The organism is Cellulomonas sp. P4_D11 (genome assembly GCF_056401915.1).
Window position 1 is genome coordinate 1 of the sequence record NZ_JBFUIK010000045.1, and the last position, 21,264, is coordinate 21,264.

Annotated in this window: 19 protein-coding genes and 1 pseudogene; 7 read left to right on the top strand and 13 right to left on the bottom strand. The window is 74.5% G+C overall.

What is annotated here, in order from left to right:
* Window positions 1–365: pseudogene (locus AC1DT4_RS18525) on the bottom strand (ribonuclease E/G); the annotation flags it as partial.
* Between the two features lie 468 nt (window positions 366–833).
* Here AC1DT4_RS18525 and AC1DT4_RS18530 point away from each other — a divergent pair.
* Genes AC1DT4_RS18530 through AC1DT4_RS18555 form a run of 6 tightly spaced genes read left to right on the top strand, consistent with a single transcriptional unit; the run spans window position 834 to window position 10,525 of the window.
* Window positions 834–2,336 (top strand): cytochrome ubiquinol oxidase subunit I, encoded by a 1,503-nt coding sequence (locus AC1DT4_RS18530; protein ID WP_477091238.1) that lies wholly within the window; start codon window positions 834–836, stop codon window positions 2,334–2,336.
* Window positions 2,337–2,349: 13 nt separating this feature from the next.
* Window positions 2,350–3,417: a cytochrome d ubiquinol oxidase subunit II gene (cydB, locus tag AC1DT4_RS18535; protein WP_477091239.1), complete on the top strand. Its 1,068-nt coding sequence runs from the start codon at window positions 2,350–2,352 to the stop codon at window positions 3,415–3,417.
* Window positions 3,414–5,039: a thiol reductant ABC exporter subunit CydD gene (cydD, locus tag AC1DT4_RS18540; RefSeq protein ID WP_477091240.1), complete on the top strand. Its 1,626-nt coding sequence runs from the start codon at window positions 3,414–3,416 to the stop codon at window positions 5,037–5,039. Before cydB ends, cydD begins: the two co-directional genes overlap by 4 nt.
* Window positions 5,036–6,772, top strand: coding sequence for a thiol reductant ABC exporter subunit CydC (cydC, locus tag AC1DT4_RS18545; protein WP_477091241.1), 1,737 nt, complete (start codon window positions 5,036–5,038; stop codon window positions 6,770–6,772). The genes cydD and cydC overlap by 4 nt, the downstream gene beginning before the upstream one ends.
* Window positions 6,762–8,468 carry a sensor histidine kinase gene (locus tag AC1DT4_RS18550; protein ID WP_477091242.1) on the top strand — a complete coding sequence of 569 codons (1,707 nt, stop codon included), beginning with the start codon at window positions 6,762–6,764 and terminating at the stop codon, window positions 8,466–8,468. The genes cydC and AC1DT4_RS18550 overlap by 11 nt, the downstream gene beginning before the upstream one ends.
* 56 nt (window positions 8,469–8,524) lie before the next feature.
* Window positions 8,525–10,525: an MFS transporter gene (locus AC1DT4_RS18555; protein WP_477091243.1), complete on the top strand. Its 2,001-nt coding sequence runs from the start codon at window positions 8,525–8,527 to the stop codon at window positions 10,523–10,525.
* Window positions 10,526–10,529: 4 nt separating this feature from the next.
* Here the strand turns inward: AC1DT4_RS18555 and AC1DT4_RS18560 are convergent, their stop codons facing one another.
* Window positions 10,530–11,156, bottom strand: coding sequence for a response regulator (locus AC1DT4_RS18560; protein WP_477091255.1), 627 nt, complete (start codon window positions 11,154–11,156; stop codon window positions 10,530–10,532).
* A gap of 57 nt (window positions 11,157–11,213) precedes the next feature.
* Here AC1DT4_RS18560 and AC1DT4_RS18565 point away from each other — a divergent pair, with 57 nt between their 5' ends.
* The gene (locus tag AC1DT4_RS18565; protein ID WP_477091244.1) at window positions 11,214–12,158 is read left to right on the top strand and encodes a phosphoglycerate dehydrogenase; all 945 of its coding nucleotides are present in this window, start codon (window positions 11,214–11,216) and stop codon (window positions 12,156–12,158) included.
* On the opposite strand, the gene mutM is transcribed toward AC1DT4_RS18565, so the two are convergent.
* The 11 genes from mutM to AC1DT4_RS18620 all read right to left on the bottom strand — a co-directional run.
* Complete coding sequence (gene mutM / locus AC1DT4_RS18570) at window positions 12,155–13,057, bottom strand: bifunctional DNA-formamidopyrimidine glycosylase/DNA-(apurinic or apyrimidinic site) lyase (RefSeq protein ID WP_477091245.1); 903 nt, start codon at window positions 13,055–13,057, stop codon at window positions 12,155–12,157. The two genes, AC1DT4_RS18565 and mutM, sit on opposite strands and share 4 nt — an antisense overlap.
* Before the next feature lies 1 nt (window position 13,058).
* A complete protein-coding gene (gene rnc / locus AC1DT4_RS18575; RefSeq protein ID WP_477091246.1) occupies window positions 13,059–13,757 on the bottom strand; it encodes a ribonuclease III in 699 nt (232 codons plus the stop codon).
* A gap of 47 nt (window positions 13,758–13,804) precedes the next feature.
* Window positions 13,805–14,002, bottom strand: a complete 198-nt coding sequence (rpmF, locus tag AC1DT4_RS18580) for a 50S ribosomal protein L32 (RefSeq protein WP_477091247.1) — start codon at window positions 14,000–14,002, stop codon at window positions 13,805–13,807.
* Window positions 14,003–14,004: 2 nt separating this feature from the next.
* Window positions 14,005–14,583, bottom strand: a complete 579-nt coding sequence (locus AC1DT4_RS18585; protein ID WP_477091256.1) for a YceD family protein — start codon at window positions 14,581–14,583, stop codon at window positions 14,005–14,007.
* A 110-nt stretch (window positions 14,584–14,693) separates the two neighbouring features.
* Window positions 14,694–15,185 (bottom strand): hypothetical protein, encoded by a 492-nt coding sequence (locus tag AC1DT4_RS18590; protein WP_477091248.1) that lies wholly within the window; start codon window positions 15,183–15,185, stop codon window positions 14,694–14,696.
* Window positions 15,182–15,670, bottom strand: coding sequence for a pantetheine-phosphate adenylyltransferase (gene coaD, locus AC1DT4_RS18595; protein ID WP_477091249.1), 489 nt, complete (start codon window positions 15,668–15,670; stop codon window positions 15,182–15,184). The genes AC1DT4_RS18590 and coaD overlap by 4 nt, the downstream gene beginning before the upstream one ends.
* A 117-nt stretch (window positions 15,671–15,787) precedes the next feature.
* Window positions 15,788–16,348, bottom strand: a complete 561-nt coding sequence (gene rsmD / locus AC1DT4_RS18600; protein ID WP_477091250.1) for a 16S rRNA (guanine(966)-N(2))-methyltransferase RsmD — start codon at window positions 16,346–16,348, stop codon at window positions 15,788–15,790.
* Complete coding sequence (locus tag AC1DT4_RS18605; protein ID WP_477091251.1) at window positions 16,345–17,976, bottom strand: DUF6297 family protein; 1,632 nt, start codon at window positions 17,974–17,976, stop codon at window positions 16,345–16,347. The genes rsmD and AC1DT4_RS18605 overlap by 4 nt, the downstream gene beginning before the upstream one ends.
* On the bottom strand, window positions 17,973–18,662 hold the full coding sequence (locus AC1DT4_RS18610) for an ABC transporter ATP-binding protein (RefSeq protein ID WP_477091252.1): 690 nt from the start codon (window positions 18,660–18,662) through the stop codon (window positions 17,973–17,975). The genes AC1DT4_RS18605 and AC1DT4_RS18610 overlap by 4 nt, the downstream gene beginning before the upstream one ends.
* A gap of 54 nt (window positions 18,663–18,716) precedes the next feature.
* Complete coding sequence (locus AC1DT4_RS18615) at window positions 18,717–21,008, bottom strand: ATP-dependent DNA helicase RecG (protein WP_477091253.1); 2,292 nt, start codon at window positions 21,006–21,008, stop codon at window positions 18,717–18,719.
* Between the two features lies 1 nt (window position 21,009).
* Window positions 21,010–21,264: hypothetical protein (locus AC1DT4_RS18620; protein WP_477091254.1), on the bottom strand; the 255-nt coding region annotated here is incomplete at its 5' end.

Below are 21,264 nucleotides of genomic sequence, written 5' to 3' on the forward strand. Positions count from 1 at the left end.
GGGGCGACCTCGGCCGGCTCGGGCTCGGCGGCCGCCGCGGGAGCCTCGGCGACGGGCGCGGGCGCCGGGTCGGCGGACACCGGCACGACGGTCCGGGTCACGCGGCGCGACTTCTTCGCGGGGGCCTTCGCGGCGGGGGGCGCCTCGACGGGCGTGGCGTCCTCGACGGGCGTGGCGTCCTCGACGGGCGCCGGCGGGGCGGCCTGCTCGGCCACGGCCGGGAGCGTCACGACGGCGTCGGCCGAGGCGTCGTTGCTGGGGGCGGCGGTCACGCGGGTGGCACGGCGGCGGCGCGGGGCCGCGGGCGGTGCCTCACCCCCGGCGGTCGTCGTCGTGTCTGCGGTGGGGGTGTTCTCGTCGGTCACGCGAAGTGCTCCTGGGTACCGGGCATCGCCACCCACACGCGGTGACACTCGGTCGGTCGGTCGTCGCTCGCGTGCTGCGCGGCGACGGAAAGTCGGCGGTCGTGGCTGCTGCACCCGGTCGGCGCCATCGCCTGCGACGCCGGAGCCGGCGGTCCCGATCGGGGACCAGCGGGCGGCAGAGCGGCGGCTGGCGCGCACGACATGCTGGTGCTGCGAGCTCAAGGGTCCTCAGGCGGTGTGGTCGCCCGGAGAGCCGTGGCCAGTATCGCACAGCGCCTCCCGCCCGGCGTCCGCGGGCCGTCGGCGCGCCGCGACCGCCGTCCGGGCTACCGGGACCTTGGTCCCAGGGGCAGACTGGACCCGGTCCTAGCGTTTCCCCAGGTCCGCAGGTCAGGACTGGTCTGTTGTCCAGACCGGTGAGCGACGTGGACCCGACCCGGTACCGGCTCGATCCCCCGGAGGGGGCCCGTGGACACGCTCGACGTCGCTCGATGGCAGTTCGGCATCACCACCGTCTACCACTTCATCTTCGTGCCGCTGACGATCGGCCTCGCGCCCCTGGTCGCGATCATGCAGACGATCTGGGTCCGGACCGGCAACGAGCGCTGGCTCCGCCTGACCAAGTTCTTCGGCAAGCTCCTGCTGATCAACTTCGCGATCGGCGTGGCTACCGGCATCGTGCAGGAGTTCCAGTTCGGGATGGCGTGGAGCGAGTACTCCCGCTTCGTCGGCGACGTGTTCGGGGCACCGCTGGCGATGGAGGCGCTCGCCGCGTTCTTCGTCGAGTCGACCTTCCTCGGCCTGTGGATCTTCGGGTGGGACAAGCTGCCGAAGAAGATCCACCTCGCGTGCATCTGGGCGGTCGCGCTCGCCACCAACCTCTCGGCCTACTTCATCCTGGCCGCGAACTCGTGGATGCAGCACCCCGTCGGCGCGACGTTCAACGCGGAGCGCGGCCGCGCGGAGATGACCGACATCGGCGCGGTCCTGTCGAACAACACGCTGCTCGCGGCCTTCCCGCACACGATCTCGGCGGCGTTCCTCACCGCGGGGACGTTCGTCGCCGGCATCGCCGCCTGGTGGATGGTGCGGCTGGTCCGCGCGGGCCAGGCGGAGAAGGCGCGGGACGTGTACCGACCGGCCATCGTGCTCGGGGTGATCGTCATGCTGATCTCCGGCGTCGGCGTCGCCCTGAGCGGTGACCAGCAGGCCAAGCTCATGTTCGAGCAGCAGCCGACCAAGATGGCGGCCGCCGAGGCGCTGTGCGAGACCACCGCGGGGGTGCCGTTCTCGATCCTCGCGATCGGCCCGCTGGGCACCGGCGCCGACTGCGACAAGGTCACGCACCTCATCCAGATCCCGGGCGCTCTCTCGTTCCTGGCGACCGGCGACTTCTCGTCGACGCTCCAGGGCACCGACCAGCTGCAGCAGGAGTATGAGGAGCGGTACGGGTACACCGAGGCGAACGGCGAGCCCATCAGCTACATCCCCAACCTCGCCGTGACCTACTGGGGCTTCCGCCTCATGATCGGGTTCGCGCTCGGCTCCGCGGCGCTCGCGCTCGTCGCCCTCTGGGTGACCCGCAAGGGACGTGTGAGCGGCAACGTGTGGGTCGGGCGGCTCGGGATCGTCGCGCTGGTCACGCCGTTCCTCGCGTCGTCGTTCGGCTGGATCTTCACCGAGATGGGCCGCCAGCCCTGGGTCGTCGCGCCCAACCCGAACCCGGGCGGCGTCGACGGGGTCTGGCTGCTGACCGCGCGAGGCGTGTCCACCGTGACCAGCACGGGGACGATCCTCACGTCGCTGATCGCCTTCACGCTCCTCTACGGGATCCTCGCCGTGTTCTGGTACCGCCTCATGCACCGGTACACGATCGAGGGTGTCGCGGACAGCGAGCGCGACCCCAGCCCCGACAACCCCGACAACGACCCGGACGGCGCGTCCGACCGGCCGCTGTCGTTCGCGTACTGAGAGGGCCGGGACCATGGAGCTCACGACCGTCTGGTTCATCCTCATCGCGGTCCTCTGGAGCGGCTACCTCGTGCTCGAGGGGTTCGACTTCGGCGTCGGGATGCTGCTCGGGCTGCTCTCGCGCGGCGACCGCGCGGCCAGGGACCGCGACCGCCGCGTCATGATCAACACGATCGGACCCGTCTGGGACGGCAACGAGGTGTGGCTGCTGACCGCGGGTGGCGCGACGTTCGCGGCGTTCCCCGAGTGGTACGCCACGATGTTCTCCGGCTTCTACCTGCCGCTGCTGCTCATCCTCCTCGCGCTCATCGTGCGCGTCGTGTCGTTCGAGTGGCGGGGCAAGATCGACGACGACCGCTGGCGTCGGCTGGCGGACCGGTGCCTCATCGTCGGCTCCTGGGTGCCCGCCGTGCTCTGGGGCGTGGCGTTCGGCAACCTGGTCCGCGGCGTGGAGCTCGACGCCGGCCACCAGTACGTCGGCGGGTTCTGGGCGCTGCTCAACCCGTTCGCCCTGCTGGCGGGCGCGACGACGGCGCTCATCTTCCTCACGCACGGCGCCGTGTTCCTCGCGCTGAAGTCGGACGGCGACATCCGAGCCCGCGCGGGCGCGTTCGCCGCCCGATCGTCGATCGTCACCCTGGTGGTCGCCGGCGCCTGGGCCGTGTGGGCGCAGATCGCGTACTCGGTGCCGTGGACCTGGGCCGCCGTCGTGGTCGCGGCCGGTGCGCTGGTCGTGCTGGTGGTCGCCGCGCAGCGCCGCCAGGAGGGCCGGGCGTTCCTCGCCTCCGCCGTGGCCATCGTCGCCGCCGTCGTGCTCATCTTCGGGTCGATGTACCCCGACGTCATGCCGGCGTTCGACCCGGCCAACTCGCTCACCGTCACCAACGCCTCGTCGACCAGCTACACGCTGACCGTGATGACGTGGGTCGCCGTCGTGCTGACGCCGCTCGTGCTGCTCTACCAGGGCTGGACGTACTGGGTGTTCCGCAAGCGGATCTCCGCGCAGCAGATCCCGGCCCACACCGGCCTCACGTTCGACAAGGTCCCCGCCCTGAACAAGCCGTCGTCCTCCGACCAGTGAGGCCGTTGGACCCGCGTCTCCTGCGGTACGCGCGGTCGGCCCGCGGGTACGTGCTGCTGACGGCCGCGCTCGGCGTGCTCACGGGCGCGCTCGTGGTGGCGCAGGCGCTGCTCCTCGCCCATGCGCTCGGGGACGCGGTGTCCGACGGCGCCACGCTCGACGTGCTGGGTCCGACGATCACGTGGCTCGCGGCCGTGGTCGTCGCCAGGGCGCTGGTCACCGCCGTGCAGGAGAGGTTCGCGCACCGGGCGGCGACGAGGACGGTCGGCGAGCTGCGCGAGCAGGTGGTGGCGCACGCGTTGGACCTGGGTCCGCGCTGGCTGGCGTCCGGCGAGGGGCCGTCGGTGGTCACGCTCGCGACGCGCGGGCTCGACGCCCTCGAGCCGTACTTCGTGCGGTACCTGCCGCAGCTGGTGCTCGCGGCGACCGTGACGCCGGGCGTCCTGCTCGTGGTGCTGGGCCTCGACTGGGTGTCCGCCGCGATCCTCGTCACCGTGCTGCCGCTGGTGCCGATCTTCATGATCCTGGTCGGCCGGCTGACGCAAGGCCGCTCCGAGCAGGGCCTGGCCACCATGCAGCGGCTCGGCGCGCAGGTGCTGGACCTGCTGGCCGGCCTGCCCACGCTGCGCGCGCACGGCCGCGAGCGCGGCCCCGGCCCGCGGGTGCGGTCGCTCGGCGACGCCCACCGCGTGGCGACCATGGGCACGCTGCGGATCGCGTTCCTGTCCGGCATGGTGCTCGAGCTGCTGACGACGCTGTCGGTGGCGCTCGTCGCGGTCGCCATCGGCCTGCGCCTGGTCGAGGGCGAGCTCGACCTGGTGACCGGCATCGCGGTCCTGGTGCTGGCGCCCGAGGTCTTCCTGCCGCTGCGGCAGGTGGGCACGCAGTTCCATGCCGCGGCCGACGGCGTCGCGGCGGCCGGCCGGGCGTTCGAGGTGCTCGAGACGCCGGTCCCCGCGGCCGGCACGCGCACCGCCCCGGACCTGCGGACCGCGACCCTGCGGCTGGAGGGTGTCGGCGTCGCGGGGACGCCGCACGACCTGGACCTCGTCCTGCGACCGGGGACCGTCGTGGCGCTCACCGGTCCGAGCGGCGTGGGCAAGACGACCGCGCTCGAGGTCGTGCTCGGGCTGCTGCGCCCGGACACGGGCCGCGCGAGCGTCGACGGGATCGACCTCGCCGACCTCGACCCGGGGTCGCTCTGGGCGCAGGTGTCGTGGCTCCCGCAGCGGCCCGTGCTGGAGCCGGGGACGGTCGCGGAGCTCGTCGGCGGCGATGCCGGTGCGCGGCGGGCTGCCGCCTCGCTCACCGGCCTCGAYGCGGTCGTCGCCACCCTCCCCGACGGCTGGGCGACGGCGCTCGGACGCGGCGGCGAGGGCCTGAGCCTGGGCCAGCGCCAGCGCGTCGCCCTCACCCGCACCCTGCTCTCCGAGACGCCGCTCGTGGTCCTGGACGAGCCCACCGCTCACCTCGATGCTGCGGGCGAGCAGGTGGTCCTCGACACCGTGCACGCGCTGCGGGCCGCGGGCCGGACCGTGCTGCTCGTCGCGCACCGGCCGTCGCTGGTCGCCGCGGCCGACGAGGTCGTGCGGGTCCGCGCGGCCGCCGAGGTGCCCGCGTGAACGGGCCGCTGCGCCGGGCGGTCCGGATGCTCGACATCGATCCCCGACGCCTCGCGCTCGCGCTGCTGCTGGGCACCCTCGCGCTCGGGTGCGGTGTGGCGCTCGCCGCGGTGTCCGCGTGGCTCATCGCCCGGGCCTCGCAGATGCCCCCGGTCCTGCAGCTCTCGGTCGCCACCGTCGCGGTGCGCGCCTTCGGCATCGGCCGCGGGGTGCTGCGCTACCTCGAGCGGCTGGTCTCGCACGACGTCGCGCTGCGGGGCATGACGCAGCTGCGCACCACCCTGTACGAGCGGCTCGCGGCCGCGCGCCCCGACGCCCTGCTCCGGCTGCGTCGCGGCGACCTGCTCGCCCGCGTCGGGGCCGACGTCGACGCCGTGGGCGACGTCGTCGTCCGGGGGCTCCTGCCCGCGGGCGTCGCGGCGGCGCTCGGGGTGGGCACGGTCATCGCGATGTGCCTGTTCTGGCTGCCCGCGGGCCTCGCGCTCGCCGCGTGCCTGGCGGTGGCCGGGATCGCCGCTCCCGCCCTCGCGGTCCGCGCGGCCCGCACGACCGAGGAGCGCGCGCTGCAGAGCCGGTCGGACATGACCGCGACGGCTCTGGGCCTGCTCGACGACTCCGGGCCGCTGCGCGTCGGCGGGCGCGCCACCGAGGAGCTCGCTGCGCTGCGCGAGGCCGACAGCCGGCTCGCCGCCGCGACCGACGCGGGTGCCGGACCGGCGGCGCTCGCCGCCGGCCTGGGTCAGCTCTCGGTGGGCGTCGCGGTCCTGGCCGCCCTGCTGACCGGCGTCCCGGCCGTCGCCGCCGGGCTGCTCGCACCCGTCGACCTCGCGGTGATCGTCCTCACGCCGCTCGCCGCGTTCGAGGCGACGTCGCTGCTGCCGGCCGCGGCGATCCAGGTCCAGCGCTCGCGTGCGGCGGCGGTGCGGATCCTCGCGCTCCTCGACGCGCCGCCGGACCCTGGCCCGACGGACGCGGCCCCCGGACGACCGCCGCTCGTCGCGGCGGACCTGGCGACGGGCTGGCCCGGCTCGCCGGCCGTCGTCGCGGGCCTCGACCTCGACCTGCGCGCGGGCCGCTCCGTCGCGATCGTGGGACCGTCCGGCACCGGCAAGACGACCACGCTGCTCACGCTCGCGGGCCTCCTCCCCCGGCGCGGCGGCACGCTCGCGCTCGACGGTCACGACGTCGGGCACCTGTCCCGCGAGGCGGTGGTCGGCGCGGTCGTCGTCGCGACCGAGGACGCCCACGTGTTCGGCACGACGGTGCTCGAGAACCTGCGGGTGGCGCGCGGCGACGTCACCGCCGACGAGGCGGTCGCCGTCCTGTCGCGCGTGGGCCTGGGCGACTGGCTCGCCGGGCTGCCGGACGGGCTGGACACCCTGCTCGGTCCCGACGCCCGCACGGTCTCCGGCGGCGAGCGTCGCCGGCTGCTCGTCGCGCGCGCGCTGCTGTCCCCCGCCGCCATCCTGCTGGTCGACGAGCCGGCCGAGCACCTCGACCCCGAGCGGGCGGACGCGCTGGTCACGGACCTCCTGCGCGACCCGCGCGGCGTCGTCGTCGCGACGCACCGGCTCACCCCGCTGACCGCCGCCGACGAGGTGCTCTGGCTGGCCGACGGCCGCGTCCGCGCGCGCGGCACCCACGCCGACCTCGTGGCCACCGCACCCGGATACCGTGAGGCGCTGGACCGCGAGCGCGCGGTCGACGGGCAGGAGGCGGGACGTGGCCGATGAGACGGGTTCCCTGACCCGGGTCCCCGACTCGACCCTCCCCCTGACCGGCGACGCCCTGACCGACCTCCTCGGCGCCATCCTCGCGGTCGCCAGCGAGCTCGAGCTCCCGGCCGTGCTCGAGCGGTTCGTCCAGGTCAGCGCCGAGCTCACGGGCGCCCGCTACGGCGCGATCAACGTGCTCGACCCGCGCGGCACCTCGACCACCTTCGTCTTCACCGGCGTGCCCACCGCGGTCGCGGCCGTGCTGCGGACCGCGCCGCACGCGCAGGGGGTCCTGGGCGAGATCCCGAGCACCGGCGTCCTGCGGCTCGCGGACCTGCGCGAGCACCCGGCGTTCCGCGGGTTCCCGGCGGAGCACCCCCCGATGGGGTCGTTCCTCGGCGCCTCGGTGCGCGTGGGCCCGCGGGTGTTCGGGCAGCTGTACCTGTCCGAGAAGGCGGGCGGTTTCACGCAGTCCGACGAGGACGTCGTGCTCGCGCTCGCCGCCGCCGCGGGCGTCGCCGTGGCCAACGCGCAGCTCTACGCCGAGGCCGAGCGGCGGGAGCACTGGCTGCGCGCGGGTCAGGACATCACGACGATGCTGCTCGAGGACATCGACGAGGAGGATGCGCTCGACCACATCGCGTGCACCGCGCTCGAGGTCGCCCGCGCCGACACGGCCGCGCTCGCCCTGCCCGGCGTCGGGGGTGAGCTCCTCATCGAGCTGGCGGTCGGCCACGAGAGCGACCGCATCCTCGGCGCCCGCATGCCGCGCGGCGGCCGCGCCTGGACCGTCATGACCGAGGGGAAGGGCCTCACGACGCCCTCCCTCTCCGCCGCCCGCTCCGTCGCCGTGCCGGTCATGCGCTCGTTCGGCCCTGCCCTGTACGCGCCGCTGAAGTCCGCCGGCCGCGACATGGGCGTGCTCATCCTCCTGCGGCGGATCGGCGGTCCCCCGTTCGAGGCCGCGGACCTGGCGACGGCGGAGTCGTTCGCCGCGCAGGCCGCCCTCGCCTACGTGCTGGCCGGCGCACGGCACGCGCAGGACGTCGCCGCGCTGCTCGACGAGCGCGAGCGCATCGCGCGCGACCTGCACGACCTCGCCATCCAGCAGCTGTTCGCCACCGGCATGCAGCTGGAGACCGTGCGACGGCGCGCCGCCCGCGGGGTCGACCCCACCGAGCTGGCCGGCATCGTCGACGAGGCGCTCGACAACGTCGACGGCTCCGTGCGCCAGATCCGGCAGATCGTGCACGAGCTCCGCGACCCCGACGCGGCCTCCGGGCTGGTCGAGCGGCTGCGTCGGGAGGCGTCGCTGGCACGCACGGGGCTCGGCTTCGCGCCGTCGTTCGTCGTGACCCTGGACGGCGAGGTCCTGGTCGAGGGCGGGACCGCCGAGGACCGCCTGGACGAGCGGGTCGACCCCGCGCTGACTGCCGACGTCGTCGCCGTCGTGCGGGAGGGCCTGGCCAACGCCGCCCGGCACGCCCACGCCGCGTCCGTCATCGTGCGCGTCTCCGTCCGGGGCACCGGGCCGCTCGGCGTCGTCCTGGTCGAGGTGCAGGACGACGGCGCGGGGCTGCCTCCGCGGCGGGAGCGCAGCTCCGGCACAGGCAACCTCGCCTCCCGCGCCCGCCAGCACCGCGGGACCTTCAGCCTCGGCGTGCCGCCCGACGGGCGCGGCACGCTGCTGTCGTGGGAGGCGCCCCTCGGCTGAGCGCTTGCGCGCCCCGGGCACCGGGTCGACGATGCCCAGAGGTCGAGGGGGCGCTCATGGCAACGCAGGTCGACGCACCACCGGGCCAGCTCTCGCAGCGGGCGATCTGGGCCATCTTCGGCGGCCTGATGCTGGCCATGCTGCTGGCGGCCCTCGACCAGACCATCGTCGCGACCGCCCTGCCGACCATCGTCCGCGACCTCGGCGGCGCCGAGCACCTGTCCTGGGTGGTCACCGCGTACATGCTCGCGTCGACCGTGACGACGCCGCTGTGGGGCAAGCTCGGCGACCTCTACGGCCGCAAGATCCTGTTCATCGCGTGCATCGTCATCTTCCTCATCGGCTCCGCCCTCGCGGGGACGTCGCAGACGATGCTGCAGCTCATCGCCTGGCGTGCCGTGCAGGGCGTCGGCGGCGGCGGGCTCATGGTGCTGTCGCAGGCGATCATCGCCGACGTCGTGCCGCCCCGGGACCGCGGTCGGTACCAGGGCGCGTTCGGTGCGGTGTTCGGCCTGGCCAGCGTGGCCGGTCCCTTGCTCGGCGGGTTCTTCGTGGACCACCTGACCTGGCGCTGGGTGTTCTACGTCAACCTGCCGATCGGCGCGGTCGCGCTCGCCGTCGTCGCCGCGGTGCTGCCGGTGACCAAGGCCGTCCAGTCCCCCAAGATCGACGTCTGGGGCATCACGCTGCTCGCGACGGCCGCGACGTGCATCGTCCTGGTCACGTCGCTCGGCGGCACCAGCTGGGACTGGGGGTCGGCGCAGGTCGTCGGCCTGTCGGTGCTCGCGGTGCTCGCCGTGATCGCGTTCGGGCTGGTCGAGGCCCGCGTGCCCGAGCCCGTCATGCCGCTGCGGCTCTTCCGCAACAAGGTCTTCTCGACGACCGCGGTGGTCGGCTTCGTGGTCGGCTTCGCGATGTTCGGGTCCATCACGTACCTGCCGCTCTACCTGCAGCAGGTGCAGGGCGCGACCCCCACCGGCTCGGGCCTGCAGATGATCCCGATGATGGCGGGCCTGCTGCTCACGTCGATCGCGAGCGGGCAGATCATCAGCCGCACCGGGCGGTACAAGGTCTTCCCCATCCTGGGCTCCGCGGTGTTCACGATCGGTCTCTACCTGCTGTCGCTCATGGGCCGGGACACGACGTCGCTCCAGTCCGGGCTGTCGATGTTCGTGCTCGGCGCCGGGCTCGGCATGGTCATGCAGGTGCTCGTGCTGGCCGTGCAGAACGCCGTCGAGTACCGCGACCTGGGCACCGCCACCAGCGGCGCGACCTTCTTCCGCACGATCGGCAGCTGCGTGGGGGTGGCCGTGTTCGGCACGATCTTCACCTCGCACCTCGAGTCGAACCTCGCCGCCGCTCCCCCGGCGGGCGCCGTCGGGGCGTGTGCGGGCCCCGCCCTCAGCGCCACGTCCGCCGCCCTGGCCGGCTGCGGTGCCGACGTGCAGAACTGGTTCCTCGACGCCTACTCCGACGCGATCCACACGATCTTCCTGTACGCCGTCCCGGTCGGAGCGCTCGCGTTCGTCCTGGCCTGGCTCATCCCCGAGGTCACGCTGCGCACCGCCGCGAGCCGCCCGGAGCAGGGCGAGGTGTTCGCGCTCCCGGCCAGCCGGACGTCGTTCGAGGAGCTGCGGCTGCTGCTGTGGCGGGAGGTCGGCCACCAGGACCCGCTGCGCGCGTACGCGATCCTCACGCGCGACCTCGACATCGGCCTGTCGCCCGGCCAGTACTGGATGCTCGCCCGCGTCACGGCGGAGGGTTCCCGGACGATCGACGCGATGGTCGACCACTCCGGGGTCGAGCGGGAGCGCGTGGTCGCCACGGCCGAGGTCCTGCGGTCCCGGGGGCTCGTGCAGGTGCTCGACGGGACCGTCACGCCGACCGACGCGGGACACGCGGTCGCCGACCAGGTGCGGGAGCACGAGCGCGTCGAGCTGCGCCGCATCATCGACCAGTGGAGCGGCAGCGACGAGCCCGAGCTCGACCAGCTGGTCGAGCAGATGACCGCCCGGCTCTGGCGCGACGACCCGTCCCCCGCGGGCCTGCGCGCCTGACGGGTCAGCGACCGGGCTCGGCCCGCCACCCGGCGTTCTTGCGGGAGGCCACCCAGGCGGCGACCTGCGTGCGGCGCTGGAGCCCCATCTTGGCCAGCAGCGACGTGATGTGGTTCTTCACGGTCTTCTCGACGACCCCGAGCCGCTCGGCGATCTCCCGGTTGGACAGACCTTCCCCGATGAGCTCGATGACCTTGAGCTCGCTCGGCGTCAGGTTCTCGGTCGGGTCGTCGTGCCCGGCCTTGCGGCGCGTGACCGTGCGCTCGTCGAGCAGCACGCGGCCGGCGGCGACCGCGCGGATGACGTCGGTGATCTCCGCACCCCGCACGGACTTGAGGAGGTACGCGGCCGCCCCCGCGTCGAGGGCGGCCGCCAGCGCGTCGTCGTCGTCGAACGACGTCAGCACGATGGCGCGGGCGTCGGGCAGGGACTGCCGCACCGTGCGCAGGAGCTCGATCCCGGTGCCGTCCGGCAGCTGGAGGTCGACGAGAAGCACCTGCGGACGCACCAGCGCCGCGCGGCGCACGCCGTCCGCGACCGAGCCGGCCTCGGCGACGACGGACATGCCCTCGGCACGGTCCACCACCTCCGCGATCCCGCGGCGGACGACCTCGTGGTCGTCGACGATCATGACGGTGATGGGACCTGCGGAGGCGCTGGTGGGGGGCACGATGGCATCGTATCGAGGGTGACGACGCTGCTGCTGCCCACCACGATCAACGACGCGCCGACGGTTCCCCCGGATGTCCGGGTGGTCCGGTACGACGTGCACGAGCCGGTGCCGCAGGACGCCGTCGACGCCGACGCGCTCGTGGTCTGGGGCAACCCGCAGGACCAGCTGGCCGACGCCGCCCGGCGGCTGACGGGCCTGCGCTGGGTCCAGACGCTCGCCGCCGGACCCGACGCCGTCCTCGCCGCGGGGTTCGCCCCGGACGTGGTGATCACGTCCGGCCGCGGCCTGCACGACGGACCTGTGGCCGAGCACACGCTCGCGCTGGTCCTCGCCGCCGCCCGGCGGCTGCCCGAGCTCGTCCGCGCCCAGGACGAGCACCGGTGGGCCGGCGAGCTCGGCGGCATGCAGAGCACCGAGCCCGGGCAGGCCTTCCGCACGCTGGACCGCGCGCGCGTGCTCGTCTGGGGGTTCGGGTCGATCGCGGCACGCCTCGCGCCGCTGCTGAGCGCGCTCGGCGCGCAGGTGACCGGCGTGGCCACGACGGCTGGCGACCGGCACGGCTTCCCCGTGATCTCCGCGTTCGACCTCCCCGACGAGCTGCCGCACACCGACCTCCTGGTCTCGCTGCTCCCCGCCACGGACCAGACCCGGCACGCGGTCGACGCCGGCGTGCTCTCGCTGCTGCCGCGGCACGCCTGGGTGGTCAACGTGGGCCGGGGTGCGACCCTCGACGAGGCCGCGCTGCTGGACGCCGTCCGGTCGGGCCGGCTGGCAGGGGCCGCCCTCGACGTGTTCGAGACCGAGCCGCTCCCCGCCGACTCCCCGCTCTGGGCCGAGCCCCGCATCCTCGTGAGCCCGCACGCCGCGGGCGGACGGCCGATCGGGGCGGCGGAGCTCGTCGAGGCGAACCTCGCGGCCTACCTGGCCGGTGGCACGCTGCGGAACGTGGTGCGCCGCTAGAACCGACCCCGGCGCGGCCGCGGCTGGCAGTGCGGGCACGAGTACGACGACCGGTTCATGAACTCGTCGCGCCGCACGGGCGTACCGCACCGTGGGCACGGCCGGCCCTCCTGGCCGTACACGGCGAGCGAGCGGTCGAAGTAGCCGGACGCGCCGTTCACGTTGACGTACAGCGCGTCGAAGCTGGTCCCGCCCTGCAGGAGGGCCTCGGTCATGACCGACCGGGCGCCCTCCAGCGCGCGCTCGACCTCGGCACGGCGCAGGGTCTCGGTGGGCCGCGCGTAGTGCAGCTGCGCCCGCCACAGGCCCTCGTCGGCGTAGATGTTGCCGACGCCCGACACGAGCGTCTGATCGAGCAGCGCGCGCTTGATCCCCGTCCTGCGACGCCGGACCGCGGCGACCAGCGCGTCGTGGTCGAGAGCGGGGTCGAGCAGGTCGCGGGCGATGTGCGCGACGGGCTCGGGGACCACCGGCGCCGGAGAGCCGAGCCCGCCCGGGAGCCCGTCGGGCGTCGGCACGAGATCCGGGACGCTGAGGTGCCCGAACGTCCGCTGGTCGACGAAGTCGAGGGCCGTCCCGTCGTCCAGCGACACCCGGACCCGCAGGTGCGGGTGCTCGGTGCGCGGCTCGCCCGGCCCGCGCACCAGCAGCTGCCCGCTCATGCCGAGGTGGGCCATGAGCGCGTCGTCGCCGTCGTCGAGCAGGAGCCAGAGGTACTTGCCGCGGCGGACCGCCGCGTCGAGCCGTCGCCCGTCGAGCCGGCCCGCGAAGTCGAGCGGCCCACCGGTGTGCCGCCGGACGCTGTAGTCGCGCCGCACCTCGACGCCCGTGACGGTGCGGCCCAGGACGTGCCGCGCCAGCCCGTCGCGGACGGTCTCGACCTCGGGGAGCTCGGGCACGTCAGGAAGGGAGGTCCTGCTGCAGAAGCGCGAGGGCCCTGTACGCGTCCGCCGCGGCGTCCTGCTCGGCGAGCTTCTTGGCCGAGCCCACGCCGACCCCGCGCGCGACGCCGGCGACGACCGCCCGCGCGGTGAACGTGCGGGAGTGGTCCGGTCCCTCGCCGGTGACCTCGTACGCCGGCGCACCCAGGCCGAGCGTCGCGGACAGCTCCTGCAGCGAGGTCTTCCAGTCGAGGCCCGCGCCGAGGTCCGCGGCCGCCTCGAGGGACGGGCCGACCAGCCGCTCCACCAGGCCCCGCGCCGGCTCCAGTCCGTGGGACAGGTACACGGCGCCGAAGACCGCCTCGAGCGTGTCCGAGAGGATCGAGTCCTTGTCGCGGCCGCCCGTGCTCAGCTCGCCCTTGCCCAGCAGCACGTAGCTGCCCAGGTCGAGGTCCCGCGCGACGAGCGCGAGCGCCCGCTGCGACACGGTCGCCGCCCGCATCTTCGCGAGGGCGCCCTCCGGGAGGTCCGGGTGCGCGCGGTACAGCGACTCGGTGACCACCAGGCCGAGCACGGTGTCCCCGAGGAACTCGAGCCGCTCGTTGGTCGGGATGCCCCCCGCCTCGTGCGCGAACGAGCGATGGGTCAGGGCAAGCACGAGAAGCTCGGGGTCCAGGTGGACCCCGAGCTTCTCGAGAAGTTCTGCCGCGGCACTCACGCCGGTCCTCCGGTCATCGAATGCTCAGCGGCGGACGAGCGTGAGACTCAGCGAGCCTCGAACTCGGTACGCACGGCCTCGGCGTAGGAGCGGTCCTTGTAGGTGCCGCACGTCGGGCAAGCCGTGTGGGGCATCTTGTTGGACTTGCACTGCGGGCACGTGTGGAGCGTCGTGGCAGTGGTCTTCCACTGCGACCGACGCGCACGGGTGTTGCTGCGCGACATCTTGCGCTTCGGAACAGCCACGGCTAGCTCTCTTTCGTCTCGTCGTTCGAGCCCAGCAGGCCGCCCAGAGCGGACCAGCGGGGATCAAGCGTCTCATGCGAGTGGTCAGGGTCGTCCGCCAGCCGTGCGCCACACTCGGAGCACAGACCGGGGCAGTCGGGACGGCACAGCGGCTGGAACGGCAGAGCCGGCACGACCGTGTCCCGCAGCGCAGGCTCGAGGTCGACCAGGTCGCCCTCCAGCTCACGCACGTCCTCCTCGTCGTCCCCGTCCTCGACCGCGATCGCCGCGCGCTCGGGGTAGACGTACAGCTCCATGAGCGACACGTCGACATCGTCGACGACCTCGCCCAGGCAGCGCACGCACTCCCCGATCGCCCGGCCGCGGACGGATCCGGAGACCAGGACCCCCTCCATGACCGCCTCGAGCCGCAGATCCAGCTCGACGTCGGTCCCGGTGGGGATGCCGATCACGTCGGTACCGAGATCCTCCGGGGCGCCCACGGTGCGCTGCACGGTCCTCGTCGATCCCGGACGTCGGCCGAGCTCGTGCGAATCGAGCACGAACGGCGAACGGGGATCGAGGTGAACAGGGCGCTGCACGGCCAGGGTCCCCTCGTTGATCTCGGCCCGTGCCATGAGCGGCAGAACCAACGGACAACTCTACGGCACAGGTCAGGGGCCGCCCAAATCCTCCGGGAGTGGCGCAGGTCTCAGCTGTCGTCGACGCCCAAGCGTCCCGCGAGCTTCGCCCGACCGGCCTGGACCTGGCTCAGCACCTTGCCCAGGTCGATCTCGAAGTCCGCCAGGCGCCGGTCGCAGTAGTCGTCCGCGTCCCGCTGCAGCCGGTCCGCGGTCTCCTCGGCCTCGGCGACGATCTGCGCGGCCCGCTCCTGCGCGGCGACCACGACCGCCTCCTGCTCGACCAGGGCCGCGGCCTGCGCGCGCGCCTGCGCCAGCACGGTGTCCGCGTCGGCCTGGGCGACCGCGCGTGCCGCGTCGGCGTCCGCGAGCACCTCGTCGGCGCGCGACAGCTGGCTCGGCAGCACGTCCCGGGCCTGCTCGACCAGGTCGAGCAGCTCCGCCCGGTTGACCAGCACCGAGGACGACATCGGCATGGCACGCGCGCTCGCCACCGCCGAGGCGATCGCGTCCAGCACGCCCGTGAGCCCCTCGGGCCGGGTGGTCGGGTCCTCGTCGGTCATCCTGCGTCCCTTCCTCGGAGTGCCGCGCGCACGGCGTCCGCCACGCCCTCCGGCACGAGGTCGTCGATCGGCCCGCCGTAGCGCGCCACGTCCTTCACCAGCGACGACGCGATGTGCGCGAGCGCCTGGTCCCCCACGACGAACACCGTCTCCACGCCGGACAGGTGCCGGTTCATGAGGGCCATCGGCAGCTCCGCGTCGAAGTCGGCCCCGCCGCGCAGACCCTTGACCACCGCGACGGCCCCGACCTCGCGCACGAAGTCGGCCAGCAGGCCGCCGACCTCCTCGACCCGGACGCCGTCCAGGTCCGCGAGCGCGGCGCGGGCCAGCGCGACGCGCTCGTCGACGGGCAGCAGGGAGGCCTTGGCGGAGTTCCGCGCGACGCCGACGACGACCTGGTCGAACATCGACCGTGCGCGCCGGATCACGTCCAGGTGGCCGAGCGTGAGGGGGTCGAACGACCCGGGGCAGACGGCGATGGTCACCACGTCAGGGTAGGCCAGCAGCCCGGCCCGACCACCCGAACGCGCGGCAGCCCTCCCCTCGGGCATGGCCTCCGACGTCCTCGTGGACGACGCCACGGCTGCCGAACGCCCGGCAGCTCACGGTGCTGTCGCGGGCTCCGCGAACCACATGACCGTCTCGCCGTAGGCGCGGCGGTCGAGACGCTCGAGCGACGCGGGCCAGGTGGGCTCCGGCGTCCGCGAGGACCGCTCGACCACGACGACCGCGTGGGCGGACAGCGCGCCCGCGACGCCGGCCAGGACGTCGGCGAGGTCGGGCTCCGACAGGTCGTAGGGCGGGTCGACGAGCACCAGGTCCCACGCCGCGACCGGGGTTCTCGCCGCGAACCGCTCCGCCTTCTCGGTCACCACCTGCACGCGGTCGGCGAGCCCGAGGGCCGCGACGTTGCGGCGGCACGCGTCCGCGGCGTCGCGGGCGGAGTCGACCAGCGTCACGTGCTGGGCGCCCCGGCTGGCCGCCTCGATGCCGAGCGCGCCGGACCCCGCGTACAGGTCGAGCACGCGCGCGCCGTCCACCACGTCCAGGTGCTCGAGGCGCGAGAACAGCGCCTCGCGCACGCGCTCGCTCGTCGGCCGCGTCCCGGCCTTGGGCACGACGAGCGTGCGGCCACCGACCGTCCCGGCGACGATGCGGGTCACTTGCGGGTTCCCGCCTTGTCCTGCATCGACTCCTGTGACTCCATCATCCGCTCCATGAGGGAGCCCGTCCGGATCGACGAGGCGATCGCCACCGCGATGACCGACAGGATGATCTGCACGTACAGCAGGATCGGGTTGACCGTCCGCAGCAGCACCGCGATCCAGACCGGGAGCAGGCCGAGGACGACCAGGTCCGGGCCGCGCGCCAGGACCGTCGCGACGCCGGTCGGCAGGGCGCCCATGGGAGTCGACACCAGCGCGCCACCCCAGTCCGGGGCGGGTCGGTACGACGCGCGCACGGCGGCGGCGGCCCACACGGGGGTCGACGCCAGGCCGAGGGCGATCCAGCCCGGCACGTCCGAGGCCCAGCGGCCGACCGCGGCGAACGCGACGATCGACCACAGGGCCATGGCGGCGGCCGGCACGACCATGCGCAGCCGCCGGACGGTCTTGGCCTCGATCGGCAGGAGCCGGTCGAGGATCGGCGCCATCTCCGCGCGGCGGGCACCCTCGCCGGTGGCGCTCATCGCGACGTACCCCGCCACCAGCAGGCCGAGGAGCACGCCGAACGGGCTGGCCAGCTGCGGGACGGTGCTGACCAGCACGGGCACCAGCGCAGCGACCCCGAGCTGGACCACGTGGCGCGCCGAGCGGCGGAGCACGGCGAGGTCGGCGGTGATGAGCGCGGAGGCCGGCCCGCGGGCGGTGCTCAGCGGCGAGAGCCAGCGGCGCACGGGCGGGGCGGCGCCGTCGGTCAGCGCGCGACCGAGCTCGCGCGAGTCCATGGAGACCACGGCACCGACGGCCTGGGTGGCCACCGACCCGCTCTCGCGCAGGGTCCGCGCGGGCATGCGTCCGAGCCGGCTGTCGACCAGGAACGCGAGGCCGGCCACCAGCACGGCGAGCGTGGCGAGCAGCCACCACGGCGGGCTGGGGACCGCGTCGACGGACCACCCGACGAGCGAGAGCACGACGGCCGCGACGGGGGCGAGGAAGAGCAGCACGTCGCCGACGAAGGCGAGCGCACGGCGCGACACGCTCGCCGACTGACCGACGGCCGCGAGCAGCACGATCCCGGCGGCGACGACCGCGGCGGTGCCCGCGACCCGCACGACGCGGTGCCCGGCGTCGGCGAGCAGGCCGGCGTCGAGGAGCGCCACGACCACCGCACCGACGAAGCCGGCGAGGAGCGGGAGGCGGCGCGYGGCCGGACGCAGCAGGCCGCGCCGGTCGACGGGCAGCGCGAGCCACCACGCGGCCTCGGCGCCGCCCGCGCCCACGGGTCCCAGGCGCCCGGCGAGCGAGAGCAGGACGCCGGCCAGCGCGACCAGGATGACGACCACGAGCGTGGCGAGGCTCAGCGAGACGGGCGCCTCGACGTCCGGCGCCGGCGGCAGCGCGACGCGCATCGCCTGCGCGGCGCCGAGCGCGATCCCGATGCTGATCGCGATGCTGATGACGGCGTAGTAGACGCTCGACAGCAACGACCCGATGCTCGCGCCGCCGCGGGCGTTCGCCGCGCGGGACGTGAAGCGCCGGATGCTCTTCGCGGACGGGACCTCGCCGACCTCGAACGGCTGGACCGCGGGCTCGTCGTCGTGCACGTCGCCCGCCGGCAGGTCCGTCACGGGTTCTCCCGCGAGATCAGGTCGGCCGCCTGGTCCGCCGGCAGCAGCCGCGAGGCGTCGTCCGACACGTGCACCGCCCGGTCCGCCACGGCCCGCAGCAGGTCGGGGTCGTGCGTGGCCAGCAGGACCGCGCCGCCCGCCTTCTTCTCGGCGACGATCCGGGCGGCCAGCCGGTCGCGCATGGCCCGGTCGAGCCGTTGCTCCGGCTCGTCGAGCACCAGCAGCGACCGCGGCCGCACGAAGCCGGCGGCGAGCAGCAGCCGGCGACGCTGACCCGACGACAGAGCGACCGGCAGCGAGCGCGCGTGGTCCGCGAGGCCGAACTCCTGCAGCAGCTCCGCCACGACCTCCTGCGCACCGTGCACGCCGTGCCCGCGGGCCGTCAGGTAGAGGTGCTCGGAGACCGTGAGGGCCGGGAAGTAGGCGTCGTCGTCGAGCACGCTGGCCACCTTCGTGCGGAAGGCGACCGCGCGCTCGTCGACCGGCGCCCCGAACACCTGCAGCGTCCCGCCCGACGGCTCGAGCAGCCCGATGACCGCGCGGAGCACCGTCGACTTGCCCGAGCCGTTCGCGCCGACCAGCGCGACCACCTTGCCGGGCGCCAGCGTGAACGTCACGGGCGCACACACGGGCGCTCCGCCGTAACCGACGAGCAGGTCCTTGGCGCTGATCACGGGCTTCGACACGAGCGTCAGGGTATCTGCGGCGGATGGGTGCTGCGGACTGCGCGAGCCGCGGGGTCAGCTCTGCCCGAGGAACTCCTCGCGGCCGTCCGCCAGCTGCGTCGCGATCGCCGCCCGCAGGGCCGGCCACGCGGCCAGCTCGGGATCGGCCTCGACGAGAGCGCGGGCGTCGTCGCGCGCCCGGTCGATGACGGCGCCGTCGCTCACGATGCGCAGGAACCGCAGCGTCCCGCGCCGCCCCGACTGCGCCGACCCGAGAACGTCGCCCTCGCGGCGCAGCTCGAGGTCGACGCGGGCGAGCTCGAACCCGTCGGTCGTCGCGGCGAGCGCGCCCAGCCGCTGCGCCGCCACGGTGCCCTCGGGTGCGTCGGCGACCAGCAGGCACAGCCCCGGCGCGCTGCCACGGCCCACCCGGCCGCGGAGCTGGTGGAGCTGCGACAGCCCGAAGACGTGGGCGTCGAGGATCACCATGACGGTGGCGGCCGGCACGTCCACGCCGACCTCGATGACGGTCGTCGACACCAGCACGGGGGTGCGGCCCGAGGCGAAGTCGGCGATCGCCCGGTCCTTCTCCTCGCTCGACATCCGGCCGTGCAGCACCCCGACGGCGGCGCCGCCGAGCCGGGGGTCCTCCCGCAGCGTCTCGGCCACCTCGAGCACCGCGCGCAGCGGCTTCTTCGGGGCACGCTGGGCGGCCGCCTGGGCCTCGCCCACGGTCGCGGGCTCGTCGGCCACCAGGTCCACGCCGTCGTCGGCGTCGCCCGACCCCTCGGCGTCCTCGTCGATCCGGGCGCACACGACGAACGCCCGCCCGCCCTTCTCGACCTCCTCGCGCACGCGGTTCCACGTGCGGTCCATCCACGCACGGTTGTCGGCGGGGACGACGTGCGTGGTGATCCCGCTGCGCCCGGCGGGCACGTGCCGCAGCTCGGAGATCTCGAGCTCGCCGAAGACGGTCATCGCCACGGTGCGCGGGATCGGCGTGGCCGTCGTGACCAGCAGGTGGGGCGCGTTCGCGGCCTTCGCCTGCAGCCGCCCGCGCTGCTCGACCCCGAACTTGTGCTGCTCGTCGATGACGACGAGGCCAAGGTCGGCGAACTGCACCGGGTCGGACAGCAGGGCGTGGGTGCCGACGACGATCCCCGCCTGACCGCTCGCCGCCTCGAGCAGGTTGGTGCGCCGCTCGGCCGCCGACTGCGCGCCGGTGACCAGCGCGACGCGGGTGCCGATCTCGGACCCGCCCAGCAGGCCGCCCTCGGCCAGGTCCCCCAGCAGCGCTCGGAGCGTCCGGACGTGCTGCGCGGCCAGCACGGACGTCGGGGCGAGGAGCGCCGCCTGCCCACCCGCGTCGACCACCTGCAGCATCGCCCGCAGCGCCACCACCGTCTTGCCCGAGCCCACCTCGCCCTGCAGCAGGCGCTGCATGGGGTGCGGGCGGGCGAGGTCGTCGGCGATCTGCTCCCCCGCCGCCACCTGCCCCTCGGTCAGGGTGAACGGCAGCCGCGCGTCGAACGCCTCGAGCAGCCCTCCGGCGCGAGCCGGCCGCGCCGTCGACTCCTCGCGCTGCGCGTGCGCGCGCCGCCGGGCCAGCTCCGCCTGCAGGACGAACGCCTCCTCGTACCGCAGCCTCGCCTGCCCCTTGCGCCAGTCCTCCTCCGTCTGCGGCACGTGGACGCCGCGCAACGCCGACCACCGCGAGGGCAGGTGCCGTTCCACGCGCACCAGGTCGGGGACGGGGTCGGGCACGTCCTGCTCGGTGAGCGGGTCGAACGCCTTGCGCAGGGCCTTGCGGATCTTCTCCGACTCGAGGCCCGCGGTCGCGGGGTAGATCGGGATCGGCCACTCGGCCTCCTCGAGCGCCACCTCCTCGTCGACCTCGAGCCCGAAGATCGCGTAGATCGGGTTGGCCAGCTGCAGCCGGCCGTTGAACACGTTGATCTGCCCGGAGAACAACCCGAGGCTGCCCGGCACCAACCGCTTGAGGTGGAACTCCGCCATCCCCCGGTTCGGCATGAAGATCACCAGGTCGAGCGTGCGCGTGCCGTCCGTGATCTTGGCCTCGACCCGCGGCTTGCCCGTCTTCATCGCCATCCGGATCTCCGCGCTGCGCACGCGCGCGACCAGCGAGACGTTGGCGCCGACGGCCAGGCTCGCGATGTCGGTGACCTCGCGCGAGTCCGCGTACCGCCAGGGGTAGTGCGCGAGGAGGTCGGCGACGGTCTCGATGCCGAGGGTCGCGAACTTCTTCTGCTCGGGCCCCTTGGCTGCCACCACCCGCCGGTCCAGCGGGTCGACGTGCGTGGGCACGCTGTCCGGGTACAGCAGCCGGTCGTCCTGCCCGCGCGTCACGTCAGTCCACCCCGATCACGAGCGCCGGTCCGTGCCCGGTCGGCCCGACCACGGTCGCCTCGACCCCCGGGTGGTGCGCCGCGAGGTGGGCGACCAGCCCGTCGACGAGGTCGTCGTCCGGCGCGTCCCGCACGAGCACGGTCAGGCTCTCCGCCGCCCGCGCAGCGCCCAGCAGCGCGTCCGCGGCCTCGCACGCGGATCCCACCGTGGCGGCCTCGACCTCGCGCACGCCGAGGCGCGCGAGGGCGGCGTGGGC